Source organism: Streptococcus sp. HMSC072C09 (assembly GCF_001813105.1).
Lineage (GTDB): Bacteria > Bacillota > Bacilli > Lactobacillales > Streptococcaceae > Streptococcus.
The window spans coordinates 1-16,216 of the sequence record NZ_KV811505.1 but is presented as its reverse complement, the minus strand read 5'-3'; the positions used below and the strand labels follow the sequence as shown (position 1 = coordinate 16,216).

29 protein-coding genes and 1 rRNA gene are annotated in these 16,216 nt (G+C 40.4%); all 30 read left to right on the top strand.

The features are described 5' to 3' along the window. Nucleotides 1-37 precede the first annotated feature (37 nt). Complete coding sequence (gene rplC, locus HMPREF2893_RS09560) at nucleotides 38-664, top strand: 50S ribosomal protein L3 (RefSeq protein WP_003010846.1); 627 nt, start codon at nucleotides 38-40, stop codon at nucleotides 662-664. Between the two features lie 24 nt (nucleotides 665-688). Next, nucleotides 689-1,312 carry a 50S ribosomal protein L4 gene (rplD, locus tag HMPREF2893_RS09555; RefSeq protein WP_003009591.1) on the top strand — a complete coding sequence of 208 codons (624 nt, stop codon included), beginning with the start codon at nucleotides 689-691 and terminating at the stop codon, nucleotides 1,310-1,312. After that, the gene (locus tag HMPREF2893_RS09550; protein ID WP_003009593.1) at nucleotides 1,312-1,608 is read left to right on the top strand and encodes a 50S ribosomal protein L23; all 297 of its coding nucleotides are present in this window, start codon (nucleotides 1,312-1,314) and stop codon (nucleotides 1,606-1,608) included. Before rplD ends, HMPREF2893_RS09550 begins: the two co-directional genes overlap by 1 nt. Nucleotides 1,609-1,625: 17 nt before the next feature. Next, nucleotides 1,626-2,459, top strand: coding sequence for a 50S ribosomal protein L2 (gene rplB / locus HMPREF2893_RS09545; protein ID WP_000512900.1), 834 nt, complete (start codon nucleotides 1,626-1,628; stop codon nucleotides 2,457-2,459). Nucleotides 2,460-2,555: 96 nt separating this feature from the next. Then, on the top strand, nucleotides 2,556-2,837 hold the full coding sequence (gene rpsS / locus HMPREF2893_RS09540) for a 30S ribosomal protein S19 (protein ID WP_000533766.1): 282 nt from the start codon (nucleotides 2,556-2,558) through the stop codon (nucleotides 2,835-2,837). An 11-nt stretch (nucleotides 2,838-2,848) separates the two neighbouring features. Further along, on the top strand, nucleotides 2,849-3,193 hold the full coding sequence (rplV, locus tag HMPREF2893_RS09535; RefSeq protein WP_000818139.1) for a 50S ribosomal protein L22: 345 nt from the start codon (nucleotides 2,849-2,851) through the stop codon (nucleotides 3,191-3,193). A 12-nt stretch (nucleotides 3,194-3,205) separates the two neighbouring features. Beyond that, a complete protein-coding gene (gene rpsC, locus HMPREF2893_RS09530; protein WP_003002336.1) occupies nucleotides 3,206-3,859 on the top strand; it encodes a 30S ribosomal protein S3 in 654 nt (217 codons plus the stop codon). Nucleotides 3,860-3,862: 3 nt separating this feature from the next. Beyond that, nucleotides 3,863-4,276: a 50S ribosomal protein L16 gene (gene rplP / locus HMPREF2893_RS09525; RefSeq protein ID WP_000960947.1), complete on the top strand. Its 414-nt coding sequence runs from the start codon at nucleotides 3,863-3,865 to the stop codon at nucleotides 4,274-4,276. 9 nt (nucleotides 4,277-4,285) lie between these two features. Further along, nucleotides 4,286-4,492, top strand: a complete 207-nt coding sequence (gene rpmC / locus HMPREF2893_RS09520) for a 50S ribosomal protein L29 (RefSeq protein ID WP_003002350.1) — start codon at nucleotides 4,286-4,288, stop codon at nucleotides 4,490-4,492. A 23-nt stretch (nucleotides 4,493-4,515) separates the two neighbouring features. Next, the gene (gene rpsQ / locus HMPREF2893_RS09515; RefSeq protein WP_003009600.1) at nucleotides 4,516-4,776 is read left to right on the top strand and encodes a 30S ribosomal protein S17; all 261 of its coding nucleotides are present in this window, start codon (nucleotides 4,516-4,518) and stop codon (nucleotides 4,774-4,776) included. Nucleotides 4,777-4,801: 25 nt separating this feature from the next. Continuing rightward, a complete protein-coding gene (gene rplN / locus HMPREF2893_RS09510) occupies nucleotides 4,802-5,170 on the top strand; it encodes a 50S ribosomal protein L14 (protein ID WP_003002384.1) in 369 nt (122 codons plus the stop codon). A gap of 74 nt (nucleotides 5,171-5,244) precedes the next feature. Next, nucleotides 5,245-5,550 carry a 50S ribosomal protein L24 gene (gene rplX, locus HMPREF2893_RS09505; RefSeq protein WP_003002315.1) on the top strand — a complete coding sequence of 102 codons (306 nt, stop codon included), beginning with the start codon at nucleotides 5,245-5,247 and terminating at the stop codon, nucleotides 5,548-5,550. Nucleotides 5,551-5,573: 23 nt separating this feature from the next. Then, entirely contained in the window at nucleotides 5,574-6,116 is a 543-nt protein-coding gene (rplE, locus tag HMPREF2893_RS09500) for a 50S ribosomal protein L5 (RefSeq protein WP_003009606.1), read from the top strand. A gap of 17 nt (nucleotides 6,117-6,133) precedes the next feature. Further along, a complete protein-coding gene (locus tag HMPREF2893_RS09495; RefSeq protein ID WP_001085699.1) occupies nucleotides 6,134-6,319 on the top strand; it encodes a type Z 30S ribosomal protein S14 in 186 nt (61 codons plus the stop codon). Nucleotides 6,320-6,602: 283 nt separating this feature from the next. Beyond that, complete coding sequence (rpsH, locus tag HMPREF2893_RS09490; RefSeq protein ID WP_003010897.1) at nucleotides 6,603-7,001, top strand: 30S ribosomal protein S8; 399 nt, start codon at nucleotides 6,603-6,605, stop codon at nucleotides 6,999-7,001. Between the two features lie 189 nt (nucleotides 7,002-7,190). Continuing rightward, nucleotides 7,191-7,727: a 50S ribosomal protein L6 gene (rplF, locus tag HMPREF2893_RS09485; RefSeq protein WP_003009612.1), complete on the top strand. Its 537-nt coding sequence runs from the start codon at nucleotides 7,191-7,193 to the stop codon at nucleotides 7,725-7,727. 83 nt (nucleotides 7,728-7,810) lie between these two features. Further along, complete coding sequence (gene rplR / locus HMPREF2893_RS09480; protein WP_003010871.1) at nucleotides 7,811-8,167, top strand: 50S ribosomal protein L18; 357 nt, start codon at nucleotides 7,811-7,813, stop codon at nucleotides 8,165-8,167. A gap of 17 nt (nucleotides 8,168-8,184) precedes the next feature. After that, on the top strand, nucleotides 8,185-8,679 hold the full coding sequence (rpsE, locus tag HMPREF2893_RS09475) for a 30S ribosomal protein S5 (RefSeq protein ID WP_003009617.1): 495 nt from the start codon (nucleotides 8,185-8,187) through the stop codon (nucleotides 8,677-8,679). 14 nt (nucleotides 8,680-8,693) lie between these two features. Continuing rightward, a complete protein-coding gene (gene rpmD, locus HMPREF2893_RS09470) occupies nucleotides 8,694-8,876 on the top strand; it encodes a 50S ribosomal protein L30 (protein ID WP_002894509.1) in 183 nt (60 codons plus the stop codon). Nucleotides 8,877-9,021: 145 nt separating this feature from the next. Then, nucleotides 9,022-9,462, top strand: a complete 441-nt coding sequence (gene rplO, locus HMPREF2893_RS09465) for a 50S ribosomal protein L15 (protein ID WP_003002405.1) — start codon at nucleotides 9,022-9,024, stop codon at nucleotides 9,460-9,462. 12 nt (nucleotides 9,463-9,474) lie between these two features. Next, nucleotides 9,475-10,785: a preprotein translocase subunit SecY gene (secY, locus tag HMPREF2893_RS09460; protein WP_023920186.1), complete on the top strand. Its 1,311-nt coding sequence runs from the start codon at nucleotides 9,475-9,477 to the stop codon at nucleotides 10,783-10,785. A gap of 96 nt (nucleotides 10,786-10,881) precedes the next feature. Then, the gene (locus HMPREF2893_RS09455) at nucleotides 10,882-11,520 is read left to right on the top strand and encodes an adenylate kinase (RefSeq protein WP_021154254.1); all 639 of its coding nucleotides are present in this window, start codon (nucleotides 10,882-10,884) and stop codon (nucleotides 11,518-11,520) included. 116 nt (nucleotides 11,521-11,636) lie between these two features. After that, nucleotides 11,637-11,855, top strand: a complete 219-nt coding sequence (gene infA, locus HMPREF2893_RS09450) for a translation initiation factor IF-1 (RefSeq protein ID WP_001029883.1) — start codon at nucleotides 11,637-11,639, stop codon at nucleotides 11,853-11,855. 23 nt (nucleotides 11,856-11,878) lie between these two features. Next, on the top strand, nucleotides 11,879-11,995 hold the full coding sequence (gene rpmJ / locus HMPREF2893_RS10730; protein WP_001808836.1) for a 50S ribosomal protein L36: 117 nt from the start codon (nucleotides 11,879-11,881) through the stop codon (nucleotides 11,993-11,995). Between the two features lie 17 nt (nucleotides 11,996-12,012). Continuing rightward, nucleotides 12,013-12,378: a 30S ribosomal protein S13 gene (gene rpsM, locus HMPREF2893_RS09445; RefSeq protein ID WP_003009631.1), complete on the top strand. Its 366-nt coding sequence runs from the start codon at nucleotides 12,013-12,015 to the stop codon at nucleotides 12,376-12,378. A gap of 23 nt (nucleotides 12,379-12,401) precedes the next feature. After that, nucleotides 12,402-12,785 (top strand): 30S ribosomal protein S11, encoded by a 384-nt coding sequence (gene rpsK, locus HMPREF2893_RS09440; protein ID WP_003002390.1) that lies wholly within the window; start codon nucleotides 12,402-12,404, stop codon nucleotides 12,783-12,785. A 45-nt stretch (nucleotides 12,786-12,830) separates the two neighbouring features. Next, on the top strand, nucleotides 12,831-13,769 hold the full coding sequence (locus tag HMPREF2893_RS09435; RefSeq protein ID WP_003009635.1) for a DNA-directed RNA polymerase subunit alpha: 939 nt from the start codon (nucleotides 12,831-12,833) through the stop codon (nucleotides 13,767-13,769). An 11-nt stretch (nucleotides 13,770-13,780) separates the two neighbouring features. Next, complete coding sequence (gene rplQ, locus HMPREF2893_RS09430; protein WP_003002399.1) at nucleotides 13,781-14,167, top strand: 50S ribosomal protein L17; 387 nt, start codon at nucleotides 13,781-13,783, stop codon at nucleotides 14,165-14,167. A 253-nt stretch (nucleotides 14,168-14,420) separates the two neighbouring features. Continuing rightward, on the top strand, nucleotides 14,421-15,692 hold the full coding sequence (locus HMPREF2893_RS09425; protein ID WP_070675897.1) for a glutamate-cysteine ligase family protein: 1,272 nt from the start codon (nucleotides 14,421-14,423) through the stop codon (nucleotides 15,690-15,692). 259 nt (nucleotides 15,693-15,951) lie between these two features. Continuing rightward, a 16S ribosomal RNA gene (locus HMPREF2893_RS09420) occupies nucleotides 15,952-16,216 on the top strand; the annotation flags it as partial.

The window sequence follows — 16,216 nt, the reverse complement described above, 5'->3', positions numbered from 1 at the left end:
TTTGAATAAAAAACTATAGAAAAGGAACTATTTTCTCATGACAAAAGGAATCTTAGGGAAAAAAGTGGGAATGACTCAAATCTTCACTGAAGCTGGCGAATTGATCCCTGTAACAGTTATCGAAGCAACTCCAAACGTTGTTCTTCAAGTTAAAACTGTTGAAACAGATGGTTACAACGCTATCCAAGTTGGTTTCGATGACAAACGCGAAGTATTGAGCAACAAACCTGCTAAAGGACATGTAGCAAAAGCTAACACGGCTCCTAAGCGCTTCATTCGTGAATTCAAAAACGTTGAAGGCTTGGAAGTTGGTGCTGAAATCACAGTTGACACTTTCGAAGCTGGAGACATTGTTGATGTAACTGGTACTTCTAAAGGTAAAGGTTTCCAAGGTGTTATCAAACGCCACGGACAATCACGTGGACCAATGGCTCACGGTTCTCGTTACCACCGTCGTCCAGGTTCTATGGGACCTGTTGCACCTAACCGCGTATTCAAAGGTAAAAACCTTGCAGGACGCATGGGTGGCGATCGTGTAACAATTCAAAACCTTGAAGTTGTACAAGTTGTTCCAGAAAAGAACGTTATCCTTATCAAAGGTAACGTACCAGGTGCTAAGAAATCTCTTATCACTATCAAGTCAGCAGTTAAAGCTGGTAAATAATAAGGAAAGGGGAATACAGTCAAAATGGCAAATGTAACATTATTCGACCAAACTGGTAAACAAGCGGGCGAAGTTGTTCTTAACGATGCGATCTTTGGTATCGAACCAAACCAAGCAGTTGTATTTGATGTGATCATCAGCCAACGTGCTAGCCTTCGTCAAGGAACTCACGCAGTTAAAAACCGTTCAGCCGTTTCAGGTGGCGGACGCAAACCATGGCGTCAAAAAGGAACTGGACGTGCTCGTCAAGGTTCTATCCGCTCTCCACAATGGCGTGGTGGTGGAATCGTCTTCGGACCAACTCCACGTAGCTATGCGTACAAACTTCCTCAAAAAGTTCGTCGCCTTGCACTTAAATCTGTTTACTCAGAAAAAGTTGCTGAAAACAAATTTGTAGCCGTTGATTCTCTTGAATTTACAGCTCCAAAAACTGCTGAATTTGCAAAAGTTCTTGCAGCTTTGAGCATCGATTCTAAAGTCCTTGTTATTCTTGAAGAAGGAAATGAATTCGCAGCTCTTTCAGCTCGTAACCTTCCAAACGTGAAAGTTGCGACTGCTACAACTGCAAGTGTTCTTGACATCGCAAATAGTGACAAACTTCTTGTTACTCAAGCAGCTATCTCTAAAATCGAGGAGGTTCTTGCATAATGAATTTGTATGATGTTATCAAAAAACCTGTTATCACTGAAAAGTCAATGGCTCAACTTGAAGCAGGCAAATATGTATTCGAAGTTGACACTCGCGCTCACAAACTTTTGATCAAACAAGCTGTTGAAGCTGCGTTTGAAGGTGTAAAAGTTGCGAATGTGAACACTGTAAACGTAAAACCTAAAGCAAAACGCGTTGGACGTTACACTGGTTTTACTTCAAAAACTAAAAAAGCTATCATCACGCTTGCAGCTGATTCTAAAGCAATCGAGTTGTTTGCTACTGAAGCTGAATAATCTAAGGAGGAAATATCGTGGGAATTCGTGTTTATAAACCAACAACAAACGGTCGCCGTAATATGACTTCTTTGGATTTCGCTGAAATCACAACAAACACACCTGAGAAAACTTTGCTTGTTTCTCTTAAAAACAAAGCAGGTCGTAACAACAACGGTCGTATCACTGTTCGTCACCAAGGTGGTGGACACAAACGTCATTACCGTTTGATCGATTTCAAACGTAACAAAGATGGAGTTGAAGCAGTCGTTAAAACGATCGAATACGATCCAAACCGCTCAGCTAACATCGCGCTTGTACACTACACTGACGGTGTGAAAGCTTACATCATTGCCCCTAAAGGTCTTGAAGTAGGTCAACGCATCGTATCAGGACCAGAAGCAGATATCAAAGTCGGAAACGCTCTTCCACTTGCTAACATCCCAGTTGGTACTTTGATCCACAACATCGAATTGAAACCTGGTAAAGGTGGAGAATTGGTACGTGCTGCTGGAGCTTCTGCTCAAGTATTGGGTTCTGAAGGTAAATATGTACTTGTTCGTCTTCAATCAGGCGAAGTTCGTATGATTCTTGGAACTTGCCGTGCTACAGTTGGTGTTGTCGGAAATGAACAACATGGACTTGTTAACCTTGGTAAAGCGGGACGTAACCGCTGGAAAGGTGTTCGCCCTACAGTTCGTGGTTCTGTAATGAACCCGAATGATCACCCACACGGTGGTGGTGAAGGTAAAGCACCAGTTGGACGTAAAGCGCCATCTACTCCTTGGGGTAAACCTGCGCTTGGTCTTAAAACTCGTAACAAGAAAGCGAAATCTGACAAACTTATCGTTCGTCGTCGCAACCAAAAATAATCATAAGCAACTAGCTTACACTTTCCGCCAGCTCGGTAGCGCTGCCTAGCAGCGCAAGCCGCTGTGGTACTAAATTTTAAAGGAGAAAATTACAAAATGGGACGTAGTCTTAAAAAAGGACCTTTCGTCGATGAGCATTTGATGAAAAAAGTTGAAGCTCAAGCAAACGACGAAAAGAAAAAAGTAATTAAAACTTGGTCACGTCGTTCAACGATCTTCCCAAGTTTCATCGGATACACTATCGCAGTTTATGATGGACGTAAACATGTACCTGTTTACATCCAAGAAGACATGGTAGGTCACAAGCTTGGTGAATTTGCACCAACTCGTACTTACAAAGGTCACGCGGCAGACGACAAGAAGACACGTAGAAAATAAGGAGAACATAAATGGCAGAAATTACTTCAGCTAAAGCAATGGCTCGTACAGTGCGTGTTTCACCTCGTAAATCACGTCTTGTTCTTGACAACATCCGTGGTAAAAGCGTAGCCGATGCCATCGCTATTTTGACATTCACACCAAACAAAGCTGCAGGGATCATCCTTAAAGTGTTGAACTCAGCAGTAGCAAACGCTGAAAACAACTTTGGTTTGGAAAAAGCTAACTTGGTAGTATCTGAAGCATTCGCAAACGAAGGACCAACAATGAAACGTTTCCGTCCACGTGCGAAAGGTTCAGCTTCACCAATCAACAAACGTACAGCTCACATCACAGTAGCTGTTGCAGAAAAATAAGGAGGTAAACTCGTGGGTCAAAAAGTACATCCAATTGGTATGCGTGTTGGTATCATCCGTGATTGGGATGCCAAATGGTATGCTGAAAAAGAATACGCGGATTACCTTCATGAAGATCTTGCAATCCGTAAATTCATTCAAAAAGAATTGGCTGACGCAGCCGTTTCAACTATTGAAATCGAACGCGCAGTAAACAAAGTTAACGTTTCACTTCACACTGCTAAACCAGGTATGGTTATCGGTAAAGGTGGAGCAAACGTTGATGCACTTCGTGCAGCTCTTAACAAATTGACTGGTAAACAAGTACACATCAACATCATTGAGATCAAACGTCCTGACTTGGATGCTCACCTTGTTGGTGAAGGAATTGCTCGTCAATTGGAACAACGTGTTGCTTTCCGTCGTGCACAAAAACAAGCGATCCAACGTGCTATGCGTGCTGGAGCTAAAGGAATCAAAACTCAAGTATCAGGTCGTTTGAACGGTGCAGATATCGCCCGTGCAGAAGGATACTCTGAAGGAACTGTTCCACTTCACACACTTCGCGCTGATATCGATTACGCTTGGGAAGAAGCAGACACTACTTACGGTAAACTTGGTGTTAAAGTATGGATCTACCGTGGTGAAGTTCTTCCAGCTCGTAAAGACGCTAAAGGAGGTAAATAACCAATGTTAGTACCTAAACGTGTAAAACACCGTCGCGAATTCCGTGGTAAAATGCGCGGTGAAGCAAAAGGTGGAAAAGAAGTAGCATTCGGTGAATACGGTCTTCAAGCTACAACTAGCCACTGGATCACAAACCGTCAAATCGAAGCTGCTCGTATCGCCATGACTCGTTACATGAAACGTGGTGGTAAAGTTTGGATTAAGATTTTCCCACACAAATCATACACCGCTAAAGCTATCGGGGTACGTATGGGATCTGGTAAAGGGGCTCCTGAAGGTTGGGTAGCACCAGTTAAACGTGGTAAAGTGATGTTCGAAATCGCTGGTGTATCTGAAGAGATCGCGCGCGAAGCACTTCGTCTTGCTAGCCACAAATTGCCAGTTAAAACTAAATTTGTGAAACGTGAAGCAGAATAAGGAGAGGTCATGAAACTTACAGAAGTAAAAGAATTTGTTAAAGAACTTCGTGGTCTTTCTCAAGAAGAACTCGCGAAGCGTGAAAATGAATTGAAGAAAGAATTGTTTGAACTTCGTTTCCAAGCAGCTGCTGGTCAATTGGAACAAACTGGACGTTTGAAAGAAGTGAAAAAACAAATCGCTCGTATCAAAACTGTTCAATCAGAAGCTAAATAATAGACTAGGGAAGGAGAATTTCAATGGAACGCAATAATCGTAAAGTTCTTGTTGGACGCGTTGTGTCTGACAAAATGGACAAAACAATCACAGTTGTAGTTGAAACTAAACGTAACCACCCAGTCTATGGTAAACGTATCAACTATTCTAAAAAATACAAAGCTCATGATGAAAACAATGTTGCTAAAGAAGGCGATATCGTTCGTATCATGGAAACTCGTCCGCTTTCAGCTACAAAACGCTTCCGTCTTGTAGAAGTCGTTGAAAAAGCGGTCATCATCTAATCATACCTGAAAGGAGAAAACGTAAATGATTCAAACAGAAACTCGTTTGAAAGTCGCTGACAACAGTGGCGCACGCGAAATCTTGACAATCAAAGTTCTTGGTGGTTCAAAACGTAAATTCGCGAGCATCGGTGATGTAATCGTTGCATCTGTAAAACAAGCTACTCCTGGTGGTGCGGTTAAGAAAGGTGACGTTGTAAAAGCTGTTATCGTTCGTACTAAATCAGGTGCTCGTCGTAAAGATGGTTCATACATCAAGTTCGACGAAAATGCAGCAGTGATCATCCGTGACGACAAAACTCCTCGCGGAACTCGTATCTTTGGCCCAGTTGCACGTGAATTGCGTGACGGTGGTTTCATGAAGATCGTATCACTTGCTCCAGAAGTACTTTAATCAATAAAAAAACAAACACAGTCCCCTGGCTTAGCCAGGGTGCCCATCGGGCGTAAGAATAAAAGGAGAATAAAATGTTTGTAAAAAAAGGCGACAAAGTTCGCGTTATTGCTGGTAAAGACAAAGGCGTAGAAGCTGTTGTTCTTACTGCTCTTCCAAAAGTAAATAAAGTTGTTGTAGAAGGTGTAAACATCATTAAGAAACACCAACGTCCAAATAACGAAAACCCTCAAGGTGCGATCGTTGAAAAAGAAGCTCCAATCCATGCTTCTAACGTTCAAGTTTTGGACAAAAACGGTGTTGCTGGACGTGTTGGCTACAAATTTGTAGACGGCAAAAAAGTTCGCTACAACAAAAAATCAGGCGAAGTGCTTGACTAATCACGAAGGAAAGGAGAAGTATAATGGCTAATCGTTTAAAAGAAAAATACCTTAATGAAGTAGTACCATCATTGACTGAGCAGTTCAACTATTCATCAGTTATGGCTGTGCCAAAAGTTGATAAAATCGTTTTGAACATGGGTGTCGGTGATGCAGTATCAAATGCTAAAAACCTTGAAAAAGCTGCTGAAGAGCTTGCTTTGATCTCAGGTCAAAAACCATTGATCACTAAGGCTAAAAAATCAATCGCCGGCTTCCGTCTTCGTGAAGGTGTTGCGATCGGTGCAAAAGTTACCCTTCGTGGTGAACGTATGTACGAATTCTTGGATAAATTGGTAACAGTTTCACTTCCACGTGTACGTGACTTCCATGGTGTTCCAACAAAATCATTTGATGGACGCGGAAACTACACACTTGGTGTGAAAGAACAATTGATCTTCCCAGAAATCAACTTTGATGATGTTGATAAAACTCGTGGTTTGGATATCGTAATCGTAACTACAGCGAACACAGACGAAGAATCACGTGCATTGCTTACTGGCCTCGGTATGCCGTTTGCAAAATAATATAGGAGGTAAAACTAATGGCTAAAAAATCTATGATTGCTAAGAACAAACGCCCAGCGAAGTTCTCTACTCAAGCATACACTCGCTGTGAACGTTGTGGACGTCCACACTCAGTTTACCGCAAGTTTAAACTTTGCCGTGTTTGCTTCCGTGAATTGGCATACAAAGGTCAAATCCCAGGTGTCACAAAAGCATCTTGGTAATTTAAGATAGTTAGGGCGTCAAAACTCTAAGTGAAAATAGGAAACTTGACGAAGAAACTTTAGTTTCTAGGAAAGTTTATCTTTTTCACACAGAGTTTAGCCCGGGTTCAGTTGGGCTTGCCAATTTGAACACGAGCTACAGCTTTGGCAAAAAAGACCAATTTTCTTTGGAGCATCGCTCCTGCATCAAATTGCCTATTTTTGCTCTCGCTGTTACGCTCTCTGTATCATGTATTAACTAGCAAGTGCAACTTGCAAACTACTAGTAAGAGGAGAGATTATAATGGTTATGACTGACCCAATCGCAGACTTCCTTACACGTATTCGTAACGCTAACCAAGCAAAACACGAAGTACTTGAAGTACCTGCATCAAACATCAAAAAAGGGATTGCTGAAATCCTTAAACGCGAAGGTTTTGTAAAAAACGTTGAATTCATCGAAGATGACAAACAAGGCATCATCCGTGTATTCTTGAAATACGGACAAAACGGTGAAAAAGTTATCACAAACTTGAAACGTGTATCTAAACCAGGTTTGCGTGTTTACAAAAAACGTGAAGATCTTCCAAAAGTTCTTAACGGACTTGGAATTGCTATCCTTTCAACTTCTGAAGGTTTGCTTACTGATAAAGAAGCACGCCAAAAGAACGTTGGTGGGGAAGTTATCGCTTACGTTTGGTAATATTTAGTTCCCAATTTCGTTGTGACTCTTCGTTATTGTCTCTTGCCTAACCCAAAGTTATGTCTGCGAGACAATGCCTTGATTCACTTAGAAAATGAGACCTAAACATTAACTTTTAAATCAAAAAGATTTAAACCCCGTGAAAACTGGCCCGTAAAGGCCTGACAATTTAACAGGAGAATAAAAAACATGTCACGTATTGGTAATAAAGTTATCGTGTTGCCTGCTGGTGTTGAAATCACTAACAATGACAACGTTGTAACTGTAAAAGGACCTAAAGGAGAACTTACTCGTGAGTTCTCAAAAGATATTGAAATCCGTGTGGAAGGTACTGAAGTAACACTTCACCGTCCAAACGATTCAAAAGAAATGAAAACAATCCACGGAACAACTCGTGCCCTTTTGAACAACATGGTTACTGGTGTATCAGAAGGATTCAAGAAAGAACTTGAAATGCGCGGGGTTGGATACCGTGCACAACTTCAAGGATCAAAACTTGTTTTGGCTGTTGGTAAATCACACCCAGACGAAGTTGAAGCTCCAGAAGGAATTACTTTTGAACTTCCAAACCCAACAACAATCGTTGTTAGCGGAATTTCAAAAGAAGTAGTTGGTCAAACAGCTGCTTATGTACGTAGCCTTCGTTCACCTGAACCATACAAAGGTAAAGGGATCCGTTATGTTGGTGAATACGTTCGCCGCAAAGAAGGTAAAACAGGTAAATAATGTAGTTTGGTTGTTTTTCAACCAACCTTCATCTTACCAACTCAGTGCTTAGCACATGATTTTAAAATTAAGAGGTGAAAATTGTGATTTCGAAACCAGATAAAAACAAAATCCGTCAAAAACGCCACCGTCGCGTTCGCGGAAAACTCTCTGGAACTGCTGATCGCCCACGTTTGAACGTATTCCGTTCTAATACAGGCATCTACGCTCAAGTAATTGATGACGTAGCGGGTGTAACGCTCGCAAGCGCTTCAACTCTTGACAAAGAAGTTTCAAAAGGAACTAAAACTGAACAAGCCGTTGTTGTCGGCAAACTTGTTGCTGAACGTGCAGTTGCTAAAGGTATTTCTGAAGTGGTGTTCGACCGCGGTGGATATCTATATCACGGACGTGTTAAAGCTTTGGCTGATGCAGCTCGTGAAAACGGATTGAAATTCTAATAGGAGGACACTAGAAAATGGCATTTAAAGATAATGCAGTTGAACTTGAAGAACGCGTAGTTGCCATCAACCGTGTAACAAAAGTTGTTAAAGGTGGACGTCGTCTTCGTTTTGCAGCTCTTGTAGTTGTTGGTGACCGTAATGGCCGTGTTGGATTTGGTACTGGTAAAGCTCAAGAAGTTCCAGAAGCAATCCGTAAGGCTGTTGAAGATGCTAAGAAAAACTTGATCGAAGTTCCTATGGTTGGAACAACAATTCCACACGAAGTAACATCAGTATTTGGTGGAGCTCGTGTATTGTTGAAACCAGCTATCGAAGGGGCTGGGGTTGCTGCAGGTGGAGCAGTTCGTGCCGTTGTCGAATTGGCAGGTATTGCAGATGTTACATCTAAATCACTTGGATCAAACACTCCAATCAACATCGTTCGTGCAACTGTTAACGGTTTGGCACAATTGAAACGTGCTGATGAAGTTGCTGCCCTTCGTGGTATTTCAGTTTCTGACTTGGCTTAAGAAAGGAGATTCAAATGGCTCAAATTAAAATTACTTTGACTAAGTCTCCAATCGGACGCATCCCGTCACAACGTAAAACTGTTGTAGCACTTGGACTTGGCAAATTGAACAGCTCTGTTATTAAAGAAGATAACCCAGCAGTACGTGGTATGATCACTGCTGTATCTCACTTGGTAACAGTTGAAGAAGTAAAATAATCTATTTAAAATAGAAACAAAGTTTTCAGGGGTATGAGAGATTCTCATCCCCTAAAACTAAATATAAGTATAGGCGAGTTTGTAGTTAGGACACCTTTTCCTGATTACATGCGTTAGCAATTTACAAAAGAGGAGAAAATAAATAATGAAACTTCATGAATTACAACCTGCTACAGGTTCACGTAAAGTCCGCAACCGTGTTGGTCGTGGTACTTCATCTGGTAATGGTAAAACTTCTGGCCGTGGTCAAAAAGGTCAAAAAGCTCGTAGCGGTGGCGGTGTACGTCTTGGTTTTGAAGGTGGACAAACTCCATTGTTCCGTCGTCTTCCAAAACGTGGATTTACAAACATCAACGCTAAAGAATATGCTATTGTGAACCTTGATCAATTGAACGCCTTTGAAGATGGTGCTGAAGTAACTCCAGTAGTACTTGTAGAATCAGGAATTGTAAAAGCTGAAAAATCAGGTATCAAAATTCTTGGTAACGGAGAATTGACTAAGAAGTTGACTGTTAAAGCAGCTAAATTCTCTAAATCAGCTGAAGAAGCTATCACTGCTAAAGGTGGTTCAGTTGAAGTCATCTAAGTGAGGTGACCTATGTTTTTTAAATTATTAAAAGATGCATTTAAGGTGAAACAAGTACGGTCGAAGATTTTATTTACGATCTTCATCATTCTTGTTTTCCGCATTGGGACCACGATTACAGTGCCTGGTGTAAATGCGAAAATTCTGAACAACCTTCAAGATGTGTCCTTCTTGAACATGCTCAGTTTGGTTTCTGGGAATGCCATGAGGAACTTCTCAGTTTTCGCATTAGGGGTTAGCCCATACATTACAGCTTCGATCGTCGTGCAACTTTTGCAAATGGATCTGTTGCCTAAGTTTGTTGAATGGGGCAAACAAGGGGAAGTTGGTCGAAGAAAGCTCAACCAAGCAACACGCTATATTTCTTTGGTTCTAGCCTTTGTTCAATCCATCGGGATTACAGCCACCTTCCACACTTTGTCTCAGGCGAAATTAGTCGCAACTCCAAATACCAAGACCTATCTATTAATCGGTGCGATTCTGACGACCGGTTCCATGATTGTGACTTGGCTTGGAGAACAAATCACAGATAAAGGGTACGGTAATGGTGTTTCAATGATTATCTTTGCAGGGATTGTGTCATCAATTCCTGAGATGATTAAAGAAATCTATGAAAATGCATTTGTGAATGTTCGTTCTGGTCAAATGACCAATTCCCTCATTTTTGTTGGGGTATTAATCCTTGCTGTCTTGGTTATTGTTTACTTTACAACCTTTGTGGAGCAAGCACAATACAAGATTCCAATCCAATATACAAAGATTGCACAAGGAGCTCCATCAAGTTCTTACCTACCTTTGAAAGTAAACCCAGCAGGAGTTATTCCTGTCATCTTCGCTAGTTCGATTACAGCAGCGCCTGCTGCAATTTTCCAAGTGATTAGCGCTATGGGTTACAATGCAGGATGGGTGAAAACAGCTCAAGCCATGTTGGCTACAAACACACCAACTGGTGTGGCAATGTATGCCTTATTGATCATTCTCTTCACCTTCTTCTACACGTTTGTTCAGATCAATCCTGAAAAAACGGCAGAAAACCTTCAAAAGAGTGGTGCCTATATCCCAGGCGTCCGCCCTGGTAAGGGGACAGAAGAGTTTATGTCTCGTTTGCTACGTCGTTTAGCAAGCGTCGGATCAGTATTCCTTGGCTTTATTACCATCATTCCAATCCTGGCTCGAGATTTATTTGGTTTGACAGATGCAGTGGCTCTTGGAGGAACTAGTTTGTTAATCATTATTTCAACAGGTATTGAGGGAATGAAACAATTAGAAGGCTACTTATTAAAACGTAAGTATGTCGGATTTATGGACACAACAACAGAATAGAATAAGGTTGACTTTGTCAGCCTTCTATTTTGTTTTTAAATGGAAATAGGAATTCGCTCCTGCTTCCATTTAAAAACAAAATAAGGAGAATTCATCATGAATCTTTTAATTATGGGGTTGCCTGGAGCAGGTAAAGGAACTCAAGCAGCTAAAATCGTTGAAGAATTTCACGTAGCGCATATCTCCACTGGAGATATGTTCCGCGCAGCGATGGCTAACCAAACTGAAATGGGTGTGCTTGCAAAATCATACATTGATAAAGGTGAGTTGGTACCAGATGAAGTAACCAATGGAATTGTAAAAGAACGCCTTGCTCAAGATGATATTAAAGAAACAGGTTTCTTGTTAGACGGATATCCACGTACCATTGAGCAAGCTCATGCTTTAGATAAAACATTGGCTGAACTTGGTATTGAGCTTGAAGGTGTTATCAACATCGAAGTAAATCCAGACAGTCTTTTAGAGCGTTTGAGCGGACGTATCATTCATCGTCAAACTGGAGAAACTTTCCATAAAGTATTCAATCCACCAGTTGATTACAAAGAGGAAGATTACTACCAACGTGAAGATGATAAACCTGAGACAGTAAAACGTCGTTTGGATGTTAATATTGCCCAAGGTGAACCAATCATTGAATTTTATCGTTCAAAAGGACTCGTACATGACATCCAAGGAAACCAAGATATCAATGATGTATTTTCAGACATTGAAAAAGTCTTGTCAAATTTGAAATAAAAGCGTTTTTCATGCTTGCAATATTGGACAACTAGTGTTACAATTAGTTAGTCTGACTTATAATTGTTACCTCTGTGCTCAGAGGAATGAATCGAAATTTATGGAGGTACTTTTGCGTGGCAAAAGACGATGTGATTGAAGTAGAAGGCAAAGTAGTCGATACAATGCCGAATGCTATGTTTACGGTTGAACTTGAAAATGGACATCAGATTTTAGCAACAGTTTCTGGTAAAATTCGTAAAAACTATATTCGTATTTTAGCGGGAGATCGTGTTACAGTGGAGATGAGTCCGTACGATTTGACACGTGGACGTATCACATACCGCTTTAAATAATCGAAAAACTTGGAGGGATAAAAATGAAAGTAAGACCATCGGTCAAACCAATTTGCGAATACTGTAAAGTAATTCGTCGTAATGGTCGTGTTATGGTAATTTGCCCAGCAAATCCAAAACACAAACAACGTCAAGGATAAGATAGAAAGGAGAAAACATGGCTCGTATTGCTGGAGTTGACATTCCGAATGACAAACGTGTAGTAATTTCATTGACTTATGTGTACGGTATCGGACTTCCAACATCTAAGAAAATCCTTGCTGCTGCAGGCGTTTCTGAAGATATTCGTGTTCGCGATCTTACACCAGATCAAGAAGATGCTATCCGTCGTGAAGTTGACGCAATCAAAGTTGAAGGTGACCTTCGTCGTGAAGTAAACTTGAACATCAAACGCTTGATGGAAATCGGTTCATACCGTGGTATCCGTCACCGTCGTGGACTTCCAGTTCGTGGACAAAACACTAAAAACAATGCTCGCACTCGTAAAGGTAAAGCTGTTGCGATTGCAGGTAAGAAAAAATAAAATAAAATAAGGAGGTAAAAATCTTGGCTAAACCAACACGTAAACGTCGTGTGAAAAAGAATATCGAATCTGGTATTGCTCATATTCACGCTACATTTAACAACACAATTGTTATGATTACTGATGTGCATGGTAACGCAATCGCTTGGTCATCTGCAGGTGCACTTGGATTTAAAGGTTCTCGTAAATCTACACCATTTGCTGCTCAAATGGCATCAGAAGCTGCTGCAAAAGCTGCTCAAGAACACGGACTTAAATCTGTTGAAGTAACTGTTAAAGGTCCTGGTTCAGGTCGTGAGTCTGCTATTCGTGCACTTGCTGCTGCTGGTCTTGAAGTAACTGCAATCCGCGATGTAACTCCTGTACCACACAATGGTGCTCGTCCTCCAAAACGTCGCCGTGTATAATCATCAACAATTACACAGCTTTTCGTTTAAGAGGGAGTATAGCAAATGATTGAGTTTGAAAAACCAAATATAACAAAAATTGATGAAAACAAAGATTATGGCGTGTTTGTCGTAGAACCACTTGAACGTGGCTATGGTACAACACTTGGAAACTCACTTCGTCGTGTACTTCTGGCTTCACTTCCAGGTGCAGCTGTCACTTCAATCAACATTGAAGGTGTACTCCACGAATTTGATACCGTTCCAGGAGTCCGTGAAGACGTTATGCAAATTATTCTTAACGTTAAAGGAATCGCCGTTAAATCTTACGTCCAAGACGAAAAGATTATTGAACTTGATGTAGAAGGACCTGCAGAAGTAACTGCTGGAGATATTCTTACTGATAGTGACATCGAAATTGTAAACCCTGATCATTATCTATTTACAATCGGAGAAGGAGCATCTTTGAAAGCAACGCTTACTGTAAACAGTGGACGTGGCTATGTTCCAGCTGATCAAAACAAAAAAGATGATGCACCAGTGGGAACACTTGCTGTAGATTCAATCTATACGCCAGTGACTAAAGTCAATTACCAAGTTGAACCAGCACGCGTTGGTAGCAACGATGGCTTTGACAAGCTAACCCTTGAAATTTTGACAAATGGGACAATCATTCCAGAAGATGCCTTAGGTTTGTCTGCTCGTATTTTGACAGAACACCTAAATCTATTCACAAACTTAACTGAAATTGCTATTGCAACAGATGTTATGAAGGAAGTGGATACAACTTCTGATGATCGCATTTTAGAACGTACGATCGAAGAATTAGATCTTTCAGTTCGTTCATATAACTGTTTGAAACGTGCTGGCATTAATACTGTTTACGATTTGACTGAAAAATCAGAAGCAGAAATGATGAAAGTTCGTAACTTGGGACGTAAGAGTCTTGAAGAAGTTAAAATCAAACTTGCCGACTTAGGCCTTGGGTTAAAAAACGATAAATAGAGGAGGAATACATGGCTTACCGTAAACTAGGACGCACTAGCTCACAACGTAAAGCGATGCTTCGCGATTTGACTACAGATCTTATCATCAATGAAGCAATTGTAACAACTGAAGCACGTGCGAAAGAAATCCGTAAATCAGTTGAAAAAATGATTACTTTGGGTAAACGTGGTGATTTGCATGCACGTCGTCAAGCTGCTGCATTCGTACGTAACGAAGTTGCATCACAAAACTTTGATGAAGAAACAGGTAAATACTCAGAAACAACTGCACTTCAAAAATTGTTCTCTGAATTAGCACCTCGTTATGCTGAGCGCAATGGTGGATATACTCGTATCCTTAAAACTGAACCACGTCGTGGTGATGCTGCGCCAATGGCTATCATCGAATTGGTATAATATCATCAATTTTGTTGAGTGTTATGATGATGGAATACACTGTTATTCTTAGTCTAGCTCTGGTCTACCGCTGGGGATTTTCCCCAGCGGGAACACTCATCATATTGAATGAATGGTAGACGCTTGTTTACGAAATTGCTTTAATTTAAAACAATTTCGTAAGCAGGCGTTTTGTCTTGCTTTCGTGAGTAGTCGAGAATAGCAAAAAATGATATAATGGAACCCATATCTCCAATAGAAGAAAAAGGATTCAATGACAAAACAACAAGCAATTAAATTACTAAAAGAGAAGTACCTTAGTAATATGAAAGAGGATTCGGAACTCTTTGTCGGAGTTGAATTAGAGTTTCCGATTGTAGAAACAAATGGAAACAAAACAAATATAGAGGTGACGAAAAATCTTTTTCGAACCTTAGCCAACTTATCAGATTTTGAAGTTGAAAAAATAGATGACGAACAAAATCCTATTCAATTGATTCACTGCTCTTCTAAAGATCGTATTCTATTCGAGTTGAGTTACAATACAATTGAATTTGCATTTGAGAGAGCTCGTTCTATAAATGAGGTGGCCAAACGTTTTGAGGCCTATTTGAAGATTATTCAACCGATTTTGCAAGAAAATAATCACGAAATCCAAGGGCACGGAATCCATCCTCTGTGGCAAGAAAATGATAATAGCCCAGTGAAAATCGAACGATACAAGATGTTAATGGCTTTCCTTGCAATGAATGGTACAGGGATGAAAACACACCCCTATCCTTCGTACGGAGCATTTATATGCGGAAACCAGGCTCAATTGGATGTAAGGCGCGATAACTATCTTCGCATCATTAATGCCTTTAATAAAATTGAAGCAGCAAAAGCATATTTGTTTTCTAACTCAGAATTTTCAGCAGAGGCTTGGGATACAAAGATTACGAGAGATATTTTTTGGGAAGAATCCTTACATGGTTATTATAAGGAGAATGTAGGTATTTATCCTAAGGACTACCAAAGCGAAGAAGAGTTTTTTAATAATCTTGCTAGCACAGCTATTTTTACTGCAACTAGAGAAGATCAATCCTATTATTTTAAACCTATTCGAGTAAAAGACTATCTAGATCAAAAAAAAATCACAGCCTATACGGCTGATGGTGATGAAAAAATCATTAGGCCTGTAAAAGAAGACCTAAAACAACATCGAAGTTACCAATTTCAGGATCTAACTGCCCGCGGGACAGTAGAATTTAGAAGTGTTTGTACTCAACCATTAGAAACAACATTTGCCGCGATAGCTTTTGAACTCGGCCTATTTGTACAGTTAGAAAACTTGGAAAACTATTTAGAACATTGCTCATTTCTCAAAAGTGAAAAACAGGACTATAGAAAACTTAGAAAGAAATATTCAAAAAAAATTCTAAGCAAAAAGGAAGAAGAAACTATCCAATCCTTTTCAAAAGATCTAATAGACATGGCTAGAGCAGGTTTGATCAAAAGAGGCTACGGGGAAGAAACATTTCTAATTATCAACAAAGAACTGAATTGATAGAAAAGCCTGTATTACAGGCTTTTCTTCACACCTTCAAGAAAACTTTCAAAAAAATAAAATTTTTTGAGAAAAAGTATTGACAGTAAGTCCAGGTCATGATATACTAATATAGTTGTCGCGAGAGAGCGACAAAGACCTTTGAAAACTGAACAAGACGAACCAATGTGCAGGGCGCTATAACTAAGGTTATAGTAACTGAACAATAAAAAAACAATAAATCTGTCAGTGACAGAATGAGTTTAAGACAAACAATTATTTTAATGAGAGTTTGATCCTGGCTCAGGATGAACGCTGGCGGCGTGCCTAATACATGCAAGTAGAACGCTGAAGCTTGGTGCTTGCACCGAGCGGATGAGTTGCGAACGGGTGAGTAACGCGTAGGTAACCTGCCTCTTAGCGGGGGATAACTATTGGAAACGATAGCTAATACCGCATAACAGTCGACATTGCATGATGTTGATTTGAAAGGGGCAATTGCTCCACTACCAGATGGACCTGCGTTGTATTAGCTAGTTGGTGAG